Raw genomic sequence first — 11,648 nt, forward strand, 5'->3', positions numbered from 1 at the left:
CCCGCTCCGACGGCGGTCGTCCACAGGATCCGATGGGGTGAACTGCCCATCCCCAGATCGCGACGCGCACGCCAGGAACCGCTGCGCGTGCGCCACACTGACCCGGTGACTGCGACCACGACCCCGCCGGCGACCACCCGCGAGAGGCGCCGCGCCCTGCCCACGACCCGGCGCGAGCTCCAGGTGCTCGCCGCCGCGCGGCCCGCGATGGCCGGCGTCCTGCTGGCGGGCGGGGCGCTCGCCGGCGCGCGCGAGGGTGGCGGGCTGCGCAAGGTCCCGGGACTCGGCTGGGTCACTGCCGACCCGACGGTCGGGCGCCGCATCCTCACCGACCATCGGCACTTCACGATCGTCGGCGAGGGCGGGGTCGGGCACCTGTGGGCACAGATCCTCGGCGACTGGGTGCTCGACCTGTTCGACGGCCCCGGCCACCACGACCTGCGCACGCGCTCGCGCGAACTCTTCACCGAGGCGAGCGCCGCGGCGCTCGTCGACGGCGCGTGGTCGGTCGCCCTCGACGACGCGCGCCGGACCCTCGCAGCAGGCGGCACGGTCGACGTCGGCCGGCTCGCCCGCGTGCTCGTGGGGCGGATGATGATCTCCCTGCTCGGCATCCCGACGCTCGGCGGGAGCGCCGCTCCCGACGACGCGGCCACCGTCGTCCCGGGCGACGACGACGCGCTCACGGCCTTCGCGACGGGAGAGCGCCTCGCGTCGATCGCGCTCGGCAGCGCCGGCTCGACCTACCTGTCGCCGGAGCAGGTCACCGCGGCGCAGGAGATCGTCGCCGAGCTGACCCGGGGCGTGCCCGACGGGTGGCGGCACGCCCCCGCCGACCGCCTGCTCGGCCGGTGCCGCGAGCTCGGCCTCGGGTTGGAGGAGACCACAGGGCTCGCGAGCCTGCTCATGGTGGCGGGCACCGAGACGTCGGCGTCCGCGATGGCCCGCACCACGGCGCTCCTGATCGACACGGGCGAGCAGCACCGCCTGCTGCGGCTCATGGCCGACGAGCGCGCGCACCCCGTCGAGCGCGCCGCGGGCGAGCCCGACGCCGTCGAGAACGCCGTGCGCGAGGGGCTGCGCGTGACCAGCCCGGCGTCGGTCATCGGTCGCGGCGTCTCCGCGGACGTCGAGGTCGCGGGGCGCACGCTGCGCGCCGGCGAGCGCGTCATGATCCTCACGTGGGCCGCGAACGTCGCCGCCGGGCCGTTCCGTGCGGACCGCCCCTACGTGCGCGAGACGCGCCAGCTCTGGTTCGGCGCGGGCCGCCACCTCTGCCTCGGGGCGGCGCTCGCCCGGGCCGAGATCGCCGCGCTGCTGCATGCGCTGTGGGACGACGGCGCACCCCTGCGCGTCGTGTCCCGCCGTGCCAAGCGGCAGGTGCTCGTCCCGGGCTACGACGAGCTCGTCGTCGTGCGCGCCTGAACCCTCGGCCGGGCCAGGCCGTGCCGCCGGGCCGGACGTGACGTCGCGCGCGTCAGTCGCGCGCCTGCCACGTGCACACGCACGCCTCGTTGCCCTCGGCGTCGGCCAGGACCCAGAAGGCGGGCGCGCGGCGGTCGGACACGAGGTGCCCGCCCGCCGCGATGGCGGCCGTCACGCGCGCCTCGGCGACGTCGTGCGGCACCGTCACGTCCACGTGGATGCGGTTGCGCTGCTCCCGCGGCGCGTCCATCTGCTGGAACCAGAACGCGGGAGCGCGGGTCGTCGGGTCCCGGAGCTCGGGCGCGGGCAGCTCCGGGGCGCCCTCGTCGAACCCGAGGACGGCGCGCCAGAACGGCTGCACCGCCGTGCCGACGAGCGTGTCGATCGCGATCTCCAGGTCCTGCACCGCCGTCGGGTCCGCGATGAGGTCGAGCTCGCGCGCCGCGGCGGAGATCTGCCGGGCGAGGTCGACGTCGCGCGCGCTCACGCCGCCGACGTCGTGCGAGGTCAGCCGGACCGTCACGGTCCCGTAGCGCAGGTCCACGTCGGGGTGGTGGTTCGCCGCCTCGGCGAGCTCGCCGATCGCGTCGATCAGCTCGACGCCGGCGGTGAACGACCCCGTGCGGAACAGCGTCTGCACCGTCCTGAGGATGACCCGCCAGTCCTCGACGCCGTCGCTGTCGTGGAACTGCCGCGCGGTGATGCGGTCGTCGGCGGTCTCGGTCATGGCGGTCCTCCGGGTCGGCGTCGCTGCGGCGAGGTGTGACACCACGCTAGTGCGCGCCTCCCCCGCCCGCGCGCCCCGGGGTCACTCCAGGATCGCGCCGCGCGACGCGGACTGGACGAGCTTTGCGTACTTCGCGAGCACGCCGCGCGTGAACGTCGGGGGCAGCGGGGCCCAGCCGTCGCGGCGCGCGGCGAGCGTGTCGGCGTCGACGAGCAGGTCGAGCGTCTTGTTCGCCACGTCGAGCCGGATCGGGTCGCCGTCGCGCACGAACGCGACGGGGCCGCCGTCGACCGCCTCGGGCGCGACGTGCCCGACGCACAGGCCGGTGGTCCCGCCGGAGAAACGGCCGTCGGTGAGCAGCAGGACGGTCTTGCCGAGCCCGGCGCCCTTGATCGCACCCGTGATCGCGAGCATCTCGCGCATCCCCGGACCGCCCTTGGGTCCCTCGTACCGGATGACGACGACGTCGCCGTCGGTGATCGTCCCGTCCTCCAGCGCGTCGAGCGCCGCGCGCTCGCGCTCGAAGACGCGCGCCGTCCCCTCGAACACGTCCTCGTCGAACCCGGCGGACTTCACGACGGCTCCCTCGGGCGCGAGCGACCCGTGCAGGATCGTGATGCCGCCCGTGTGGTGGATCGGGTTGTCGAGCGCCCGCAGGATCTTGCCGTCCGGGTCGGGCGGGTCGATGTCGGCGAGGTTCTCCGCCACCGTGCGGCCCGTGACGGTGAGCGCGTCGCCGTGCAGCAGCCCGGCGTCGAGCAGGGCCTTCATGACGACGGGCACGCCCCCGATGCGGTCCACGTCGTTCATCACGTAGCGGCCGAACGGCTTGAGGTCGCCGAGGTGCGGCACGCGGCTCGCGACCCGGTCGAAGTCGGCGAGCGTGAGGTCCACCTCGGCCTCGTGCGCGATGGCCAGCAGGTGCAGCACGGCGTTGGTCGACCCGCCGAACGCCATGACGACGGCGATCGCGTTCTCGAACGCCTCCTTGGTCATGATGTCGCGCGCGGTGATCCCGAGCCGCAGCAGGTTGACCACGGCCTCGCCCGATCGGTGCGCGAACGCGTCGCGGCGCCGGTCCGCCGACGGCGGCGCCGCCGAGCCGGGCAGCGACATGCCCATCGCCTCCGCGACCGACGCCATCGTGTTCGCCGTGTACATGCCGCCGCACGCGCCCTCGCCGGGGCAGATCGCGCGCTCGATGCGGTCCACGTCCTCGCGGCTCATGAGCCCGCGCGCGCACGCGCCGACCGCCTCGAACGCGTCGATGAGCGTGACGTCCTTCTCCGTACCGTCCGAGAGCTTGACCCAGCCCGGCATGATCGAGCCCGCGTAGAGGAACACGCTCGCCAGGTCCAGGCGCGCGGCCGCCATGAGCATCCCGGGGAGGGACTTGTCGCACCCGGCGAGCAGCACCGTCCCGTCGAGGCGCTCCGCCTGGACGACCGTCTCGACCGAGTCCGCGATGATGTCGCGGCTCACGAGCGAGAAGTGCATTCCCTCGTGGCCCATGGAGATGCCGTCGGAGACGGAGATCGTCCCGAACTGGAGCGGGTACCCGCCGCCCGCGTGCACGCCCTCCTTCGCGCCCTGCGCGAGCCGGTCGAGCGACAGGTTGCACGGCGTGATCTCGTTCCACGAGCTCGCGATGCCGATCTGCGGCTTGGCGAAGTCCTCGTCGCCCATACCGACGGCGCGCAGCATCCCGCGCGACGCGGTCGCCTCCAGGCCGTCCGTGACCTGGCGGGAACGAGGCTTGAGGTCGGGTCCGGCGTCGGCGCGCGGGGTCTGCCCAGTCATGCCCCCACTCTAGGAACGCTGCCCGTCGACGGCGCGCCGGGACGCTCCGAGACGCGCCGACCTCTCCGGGACCGGCACGGCATCATGGGGCCGTGCAGACACGATCCCTCGCCACCGGCGCCCTCGTCTCCGCCCTCGCGCTCGTCGTGACGACCGCGTGCACCGCCCCGGGGCCGTCGGGCGCGGACCCGGGCGACGCGACGTCGGCGGTGTCGCCGTCGCCGTCCGGCTCTCCGACCGCGTCCCCTGACGACGTCACGACCGCAGCGGAGGACGAGACCACCGACGACGTGGAGCCCGCGGGCGGGCCCGGCGAGACGCCCGAGGAGTCGTTCCGCGCGTGGCTCGCCGCGAGCCGGGTGCCGGACGTGGACGTCGCCTGCGGCTACCTCGCCCCGGAGCTCGTCGAGCGGATGGTCGCCGAGATGACGTCGCAGGGGTGGCCGGGCATCACGGACTGCGCGTCGATGACCACGACGACCGCCGGGCTGTACGCGGCCGTCGGCGACGTCCCGGACGTCGAGATCGCGGTCCGCGAGGAGCGCGCCGATGCGACGGTGCTGTCCGTCGTCTACGGCGGCGGCGACTGCGGCAGCGCCGTCATGGCGCCCGCGGGGACACGGTGGGTCGTCACGGAGCAGTCCGAGGAGGAATGCTGACGCCCTCCGCGGACGCACGTCCCTGGCACGACGACGGGCCCGCACCTCACGAGGTGCGGGCCCGTCGTCGGCCGGATCAGCGGCTGCGCTTGATGAGCGACACGTCGCGGACGGCGCCGCGGTCGGCGGACGTCGCCATGGCGGCGTAGGCCTGGAGGGCCGGCGAGACGTAGCGGTCGCGGTCGACCGGCTGCCACGGGTTCTCGCGCGCCTCCATCTTGGCGCGGCGCTCGGCGAGCACGTCGTCGGGGACGTTGAGGCGGATGAGGCGCGTGTCGACGTCGATCTCGATCTCGTCGCCGTCCTCGACGAGGCCGATGACGCCGCCCGCGGCGGCCTCGGGCGAGACGTGCCCGACGGAGATGCCCGACGACCCGCCGGAGAAGCGGCCGTCGGTGATGAGCGCCGTCACCTTGCCGAGGCCACGGCCCTTGATGAACGACGTCGGGTAGAGCATCTCCTGCATGCCGGGGCCGCCCGCGGGGCCCTCGTAGCGCACGACGACGACGTGGCCCGGCTCGACCTGCTTGGTGAGGATCTTCTCGACCGCCTCGTCCTGCGATTCGCAGACGAGGGCCTTGCCGACGAAGTGGAAGACGTCGGGGTCGACGCCCGCGGTCTTGAAGACGGCGCCGTCCTCGGCGAGGTTGCCGCGCAGCACGGCGAGGCCACCCTCGACGGTGTACGCGTGCTCGAGGTCGCGGATGCAGCCGTCCGCCGCGTCGGTGTCGAGCGACTCCCAGCGGTTCGACGTCGAGAACGCCTGCGTGGTGCGCACGCCTCCGGGCGCCGCGTGGAACAGCTCGATCGCCCGCTCGGTCGCCGTGCCGCCGCGGACGTCCCAGTCGTCGAGCCAGGCGCGCAGCGTCGGCGTGTGGACGCTCGTGACGTCGTGGTCGAGCAGGCCCGCGCGGTCGAGCTCGCCGAGGAGGGCGGGGATGCCGCCGGCGCGGTGCACGTCCTCCATGTGGAAGTTCGGGTGGTTCGGCGCGACCTTGGACAGGCACGGCACCTGGCGGCTGATGCGCTCGATGTCGGTGAGGTCGAAGTCGACCTCACCCTCCTGCGCCGCGGCGAGGATGTGCAGCACGGTGTTGGTCGAGCCGCCCATGGCGACGTCGAGCGCCATGGCGTTGGAGAACGCGGCCTTCGTCGCGATCGAGCGCGGCGCGACGGAGTCGTCCTCGTCCTCGTAGTAGCGCTTGGCGAGGTCGACGATCGTGCGGCCGGCCTCGAGGAAGAGCTCCTTGCGCGCGGCGTGCGTGGCGAGGGTCGAGCCGTTGCCCGGCAGCGACAGGCCGAGCGCCTCGGTGAGGCAGTTCATGGAGTTCGCGGTGAACATGCCCGAGCACGAGCCGCACGTGGGGCACGCGTTCTCCTCGACCTGCGCGAGCGCGGCGTCGGACACGTCGTCGTCCGCCGAGTAGTTGATCGCGTTGACGAGGTTGAGGGGGGTCTTGGCGACGCCGTCGGCGATGACCGCCTTGCCGGCCTCCATGGGGCCGCCGGACACGAAGATCACGGGGATGTTGAGCCGCAGCGCGGCGTTGAGCATGCCGGGCGTGATCTTGTCGCAGTTCGAGATGCACACGAGCGCGTCGGCGCAGTGGGCGTTGACCATGTACTCGACCGAGTCGGCGATGAGGTCGCGGCTCGGCAGCGAGTAGAGCATGCCGCCGTGGCCCATCGCGATGCCGTCGTCGACGGCGATCGTGTTGAACTCCTTGGAGACGCCGCCGGCCTCGCGGATCGCCGACGCGACGAGGTCGCCCATGTCCTTGAGGTGGACGTGGCCGGGGACGAACTGCGTGTACGAGTTCGCGATCGCGATGATCGGCTTGCCGAAGTCCTCCGAGCCCATGCCGGTCGCGCGCCAGAGGGCGCGGGCGCCGGCCATGTTGCGGCCGTGGGTGGACGTCCGGGAGCGCAGGGGGCGGCTCATGTCGGTTCAGCTCCTTCGACGGGTGGCCGCGGCCGATCCTCCGGCCGCCGGGTCACATTACGCCTGCCGGCGACCGGACGAACCGGGCGTCCGTCCCGTGGTCGTCGGGCTACGTACGTGGACCCCGTACCCACCGAGGGATCTCCACCTAAACGTTACGTAAGGGTTGAACCGCCGCAGGTATCCCTGCCACCGTGGACGAGCACGTCACGGCCAGGGACCTGCGCGACGCCTCGACGGAGAGCGACACCGCGCAGGGGCAGCAGGCCAGGTCCTGGCACCGACCCGATCCTCAGATCCCGTTCCCGAGGGGGCACCTCATGTCCACGTCCACCACGCGCACGACCTCACCGCCCGTCGCGTCGTCCGAGACCGCTCCCGGCGCGGCCACCCCGGCGTCGCCCGGCCTCGTCACCCAGGACGACGTCGTCACGCGCTCCTCCGCCCGGCACGCCCTCGCGCTCGCCCGGCTCGGCGGTGCCGTCGTCTTCCTCTGGCCGTTCGCCGACAAGCTCGTCGGCCTCGGGTACGCGACGCCGCGCGAGCGCGCGTGGCTCGCGGGTGCCGCCCCGGCCCAGGGCTACCTCGAGCACGGGGTCCAGGGCCCGCTCGCGGGGACGTTCACCGCGATGGCCGGCCCGGTCACCGACTGGCTCTTCATGCTCGGGCTGCTCGGCGTGGGGCTCGCGCTCCTGCTCGGGATCGGCCTGCGCGTGGCCGCGGTGAGCGGCGCCCTGCTCTTCGGGATGCTCTGGCTCTCGCAGTGGCCGTTCACGGCCGGGTCGAACAATCCGGTCGTCGACCAGCACGTCCTCGTGGTGCTGCTCCTCGTCGTCCTCGCGACGACACTCGCGGGCGACACCTGGGGGCTCGGACGTCGCTGGGCCGCGCTGCCCCTGGTCCGCCGGGCGCCCTGGCTGCGCTGACAGCGGGACGCCGGGCCCGGAACCGCGCGAGGTCGCAACGGCGCGACCTCGCGCGCCCGGTCGCGGTGCGCACGCCGGCACCTCCCCGTCAGGCCCCGGCGGTGTGCGCGCCCTCGAGCTCGTCGGCGTGCCGGATGTGCCGGGCCACCCACGGCGCGAGCGCGAACAGCGCGAGCGCGAACACGAGGGTCACGGCGCCGATGCTGCCGAAGTACGCGGTGTCCGACGCCCCCTCGGTGACCTGCACGACCTGGGCCGTGATGGCTTGCCCCGCCGCGGGCGCGAGGAACCACAGCGCCATCGCCTGGGAGCGGAACGCCTTGGGCGCGAGGAGGGTCGTGGCGGCGAGGCCGACGGGAGACAGGCACAGCTCACCGAGCGTCTGGATCACGTAGACGAGCACGAGCACCCACGACGGCGCCTTGCCGTCGCCGACGACCGCGGACGCGACCGCGAGGAAGAGGAACGACACCGACGCGAGCGTGAGTCCGATCGCGAACTTGTTGGCCGTCGTCGGGCGGTCGCCGGTCTTGAGCCAGATCCACGCGAACACCGGCGCGAGGACGATGATCGACAGCGGGTTGACCGACTGGAAGAACTCGGGGCTGATGCCGACCCCGAAGAAGGTGAGGTCGGTCCGGTTCTTCGCGAACGCGGAGAGCGTCGTCGCGGCCTGCTCGAAGATCATCCAGAAGAGCATCGCCGCGACGAACAGCGGGATGTACGCGATGACGCGGGGACGCTCGGCGTCGGTCACGCGCGGCGAGCGGTACATCACGACGAAGTACGCGATCGGCGCGAGGAACGCGAGGTAGGACATCGTGTCGATGAACGTCGAGATGTCGAAGCCGCCGGCCACCAGGACCGCGACCAGCCCCACGAGCACGACGCCCGCGGCGATGAGCAGGAAGATGCGCGCGATCTTCGCCCGCTCCTCGGGGCGCACGGGGTTGGGCACGTGCGCGCCCGCCTCGCCGAGGTAGCGGCGGCCGGCGACGAAGAACACGAGCGCGACGGCCATGCCGACCGCCGCGACGGCGAACCCCGCGTGGTAGCCGCCCCAGGCGCGCGCCGCCCCGACGAGGAACGGCGCGATGAACGACCCGAGGTTGATGCCCATGTAGAAGATGGAGAAGCCCGAGTCGCGGCGCGGGTCGTCGCGCGCGTAGAGCTCGCCGACCATCGAGGACACGTTGGGCTTGAGCAGGCCGGTCCCGAGCGCGACCATCGCGATGCCGGCCATCGAGAAGCCCGTGCCGGGGACCGTCAGGCTCACGTGCCCGGCCGCGATGATGATCCCGCCGTACAGGACCGAGCGCCGCGAGCCGATCACGCGGTCCGCGAGCCAGCCGCCGACGACAGAGAGCAGGTACACGCTCGTGCCGTAGATCGAGACGAGCGCGAGCCCGGTCGTCTCGTCGATGCCCAGACCGCCGTTCGCCACGGTGTCCGTGAGGTAGAACAGCAGGATCGCGCGCATCCCGTAGTAGCTGAACCGCTCCCACAGCTCCGTGGTGAAGAGCGTCAGCAGGCCGCGCGGGTGCCCGAAGAACGCGTGGTCCCCCTCGATCGCCCCGGCCGCCGGCCCCTCGGCCGCCCCGACACCCGCCGCGGTGCCCGTCCCGAACGGCGGCGCGCCCGGGTCGGGCTCGGTGCGCGCCTCGCGCCCGAGCGCGCGGCGCCGGGCGTCGTCCTGCCCCTTCGGGTCGTCACCGTCCATCCTGCGATGCTCCCACCGGCGTGCCCGACCGGCGACCGTTAGCGTGGCCGGATGCCGACCCTCTGGTGGTGCCGCCGCGACCTGCGCCTCGCCGACAACCCGGCCCTCGTGGCGGCCGTCGAGACCGCCCGGGAGGCCGGCGACGACGTCGTCGCGCTCTACGTGCTCGACCCGCGCCTCTGGGGCGCCGCGGGCGCCCCGCGCCGGTCGTACCTCGCCCGCAGCCTCACCGCGCTCGACGCCGCGACGGACGGCGGGCTCGTCGTGCGGCACGGGGACCCGCGCGCGGTCGTGCCCGCGCTCGCGCGCGAGGTGGGCGCCGAGGAGGTGCACGTCGCGGGGTCGTACGAGCCCTACGGCGTCACGCGGGACGAAGCGGTCGCGCAGGCGCTGACCGACGGCGGGGCGCGCCTCGTGCGCACCGGCTCCCCCTACGCCGTCGCACCCGGGCGCGTGCTCACGCGGACCGGGACCCCGTTCCAGGTCTTCACGCCGTTCCGCGACGCGTGGGTCGCGCACGGGTGGCGCGACCCGGTGCCGCGCCCGCGCGCCGTGCCGTGGGCGTCCGCGCGGTCCGACGGCGTCCCGGACGACCCGGGGACGGACGCGCTCCTGCCCGCCGCGGGCGAGGCGGCCGCTCGCCGCCGGTGGCGGGACTTCCTCGCGGACCAGCTCGCGGGCTACGCGACCGAGCGCGACCGGCCGGACCGGCCCGCGACGTCGGGCATGTCGATCCCGCTCAAGTGGGGCGAGCTCCACCCGCGGACCCTCCTCGCCGACGTGCGGACGGCACTGCACGACGGGCTCGCGCCGTCCGACGACGCGCTCGCCTACCGCTCCGAGCTCGCGTGGCGCGAGTTCCACGCGGACGTCCTGTTCCACCACCCGGGGGCCGCGCGGCGGTCGCTGCGCACGGTCGTGCCCGACGACGCGTGGGCGACCGGCGCGGACGAGGACCGGTACCTGTCGGCCTGGGCAGCCGGGCGCACCGGTTACCCGCTCGTCGACGCCGGCATGCGCCAGCTCCTCGGCGAGGGGTGGATGCACAACCGCGTGCGGATGGTCGTCGCGTCGTTCCTCGTCAAGGACCTGCACGTGCGGTGGCAGCGCGGCGCGGCGCACTTCATGGCGCACCTCGCGGACGGCGACGTCTCGCAGAACCAGCTCAACTGGCAGTGGGTCGCCGGGACGGGCCGGGACGCCGCGCCGTACTTCCGCATCTTCAACCCCGTCACGCAGGGCAGGAAGTTCGACCCCGACGGAAGCTACGTGCGCCGTTGGGTGCCGGAGCTGCGCGGCGTCGAGGGCCGGGCGGTCCACGAGCCATGGAAGCTCCGGGAGCAACCGGCCGGCTACCCCGAGCGGATCGTGGACCACGCCGTCGAGCGCACGGTCTCGCTCGACGACTTCGAGCGTGCACGAAGGACCTGACTCTCATCAACCGGAGGGTTGACGATGACACGACACGAGCGTAACGTCGTAGTCAACCAAACAGTTGACGAAAGGCCGCCGCTTGCGGCGTCCGACGAGGAGGTCCCGTGACGGCCGACCCGCTCTCGCGCGTGTTCTCGGCGCTCGCCGACCCCACGCGCCGCGACATGGTGGCCCGGCTCGCGTCGGGCGACGCCAGCGTGGGCGAGCTCGCCCGGCCGTACGACATGTCCGTCCAGGCGGTGTCCAAGCACCTGCGCGTGCTCGAGGACTCCGGCCTGGTGACCCGCACGACGGACGCCCGGCGCGCCCCCGTGCACCTCGAGGCGGAGGTCTTCGACCTCATGACGAAGTGGATCGAGCGCTACCGGCGCGAGGCGGAGGACCGCTACCGCCGCCTCGACGACGTCCTGCGCGACCTGCCCGACCCGGCGGCCGCACCCGAGAACGACCCGACGACAGGAGCAGCACCATGACCACCACCGGCACCCACGAGACCGAGATCGTCGTCCCGAAGGACCTCCCGCTCGTCCGCATCGTGCGCGAGTTCGACGCGCCCGCGGCGAAGGTCTTCCGCGCGCACCTCGACCCGGAGCTGTTCGCGCGCTGGAACGGCCCGCGCTACCTCACCCAGCGCAACGAGCACTGGGACGTGCGGACCGGCGGCGCGTACCGCTACGTCCAGGTCGACCCCGACGGCAACGAGTACGCGTTCTTCGGCAGCGTCCACGAGGTGCGCCCGGACGAGCTCATCGTCCAGACCTTCACGTACGAGGGGTTCCCCGACGGCGTCTCGCTGGACCGCCTCGTGTTCGAGGACCTGCCCGACGGCCGCAGCCGCCTCACCGCGACGTCGCTCGTCGACTCGATCGAGGGTCGCGACAGCTTCGTCGCGAGCGGCATGGAGGTCGGCGTGCGCGAGGGCTACGAGCAGCTCGACGAGCTCCTCGCGGAGTCCTGACCCGCCCTCTCCCCCACCCCGCGGAGACCGGGGCGGCACCCACCAACGGTGCCGCCC

Annotated in this window: 10 protein-coding genes; 6 read left to right on the forward strand and 4 right to left on the reverse strand. The window is 73.6% G+C overall.

The genetic code is table 11. The features are described 5' to 3' along the window. Positions 1–105 precede the first annotated feature (105 nt). Positions 106–1,425 carry a cytochrome P450 gene (locus ACN9MS_RS13975; protein WP_426309128.1) on the forward strand — a complete coding sequence of 440 codons (1,320 nt, stop codon included), beginning with the start codon at positions 106–108 and terminating at the stop codon, positions 1,423–1,425. A gap of 52 nt (positions 1,426–1,477) precedes the next feature. On the opposite strand, the gene ACN9MS_RS13980 is transcribed toward ACN9MS_RS13975, so the two are convergent. Both ACN9MS_RS13980 and ilvD (ACN9MS_RS13985) read right to left on the reverse strand, forming a co-directional pair. After that, positions 1,478–2,152 (reverse strand): 4a-hydroxytetrahydrobiopterin dehydratase, encoded by a 675-nt coding sequence (locus tag ACN9MS_RS13980; RefSeq protein ID WP_426309129.1) that lies wholly within the window; start codon positions 2,150–2,152, stop codon positions 1,478–1,480. Between the two features lie 81 nt (positions 2,153–2,233). Then, positions 2,234–3,952: a dihydroxy-acid dehydratase gene (ilvD, locus tag ACN9MS_RS13985; RefSeq protein WP_426309130.1), complete on the reverse strand. Its 1,719-nt coding sequence runs from the start codon at positions 3,950–3,952 to the stop codon at positions 2,234–2,236. Positions 3,953–4,044: 92 nt separating this feature from the next. Between ilvD (ACN9MS_RS13985) and ACN9MS_RS13990 the strand changes: the two genes are divergently transcribed. Next, positions 4,045–4,611 carry a hypothetical protein gene (locus ACN9MS_RS13990; RefSeq protein ID WP_426309131.1) on the forward strand — a complete coding sequence of 189 codons (567 nt, stop codon included), beginning with the start codon at positions 4,045–4,047 and terminating at the stop codon, positions 4,609–4,611. 76 nt (positions 4,612–4,687) lie between these two features. Here ACN9MS_RS13990 and ilvD (ACN9MS_RS13995) read toward each other — a convergent pair whose 3' ends face one another. Then, a complete protein-coding gene (ilvD, locus tag ACN9MS_RS13995) occupies positions 4,688–6,553 on the reverse strand; it encodes a dihydroxy-acid dehydratase (protein ID WP_426309132.1) in 1,866 nt (621 codons plus the stop codon). 320 nt (positions 6,554–6,873) lie between these two features. On the opposite strand from ilvD (ACN9MS_RS13995), the gene ACN9MS_RS14000 reads away from it, so the two are divergent. Continuing rightward, entirely contained in the window at positions 6,874–7,479 is a 606-nt protein-coding gene (locus ACN9MS_RS14000) for a DoxX family protein (RefSeq protein ID WP_426309133.1), read from the forward strand. Between the two features lie 88 nt (positions 7,480–7,567). Here ACN9MS_RS14000 and ACN9MS_RS14005 read toward each other — a convergent pair whose 3' ends face one another. Next, on the reverse strand, positions 7,568–9,199 hold the full coding sequence (locus tag ACN9MS_RS14005; RefSeq protein WP_426309134.1) for a peptide MFS transporter: 1,632 nt from the start codon (positions 9,197–9,199) through the stop codon (positions 7,568–7,570). 51 nt (positions 9,200–9,250) lie between these two features. Between ACN9MS_RS14005 and ACN9MS_RS14010 the strand changes: the two genes are divergently transcribed. From ACN9MS_RS14010 to ACN9MS_RS14020, 3 genes are all read left to right on the forward strand, one after another. Further along, positions 9,251–10,630, forward strand: coding sequence for a cryptochrome/photolyase family protein (locus ACN9MS_RS14010; RefSeq protein WP_426309135.1), 1,380 nt, complete (start codon positions 9,251–9,253; stop codon positions 10,628–10,630). 107 nt (positions 10,631–10,737) lie between these two features. Beyond that, complete coding sequence (locus ACN9MS_RS14015; protein WP_047232516.1) at positions 10,738–11,106, forward strand: ArsR/SmtB family transcription factor; 369 nt, start codon at positions 10,738–10,740, stop codon at positions 11,104–11,106. Further along, a complete protein-coding gene (locus ACN9MS_RS14020; protein ID WP_426309136.1) occupies positions 11,103–11,591 on the forward strand; it encodes an SRPBCC family protein in 489 nt (162 codons plus the stop codon). The genes ACN9MS_RS14015 and ACN9MS_RS14020 overlap by 4 nt, the downstream gene beginning before the upstream one ends. The last annotated feature ends 57 nt before the right edge of the window (positions 11,592–11,648 follow it).

The organism is Cellulosimicrobium sp. E-16 (genome assembly GCF_049913115.1).
Lineage (GTDB): Bacteria > Actinomycetota > Actinomycetes > Actinomycetales > Cellulomonadaceae > Cellulosimicrobium.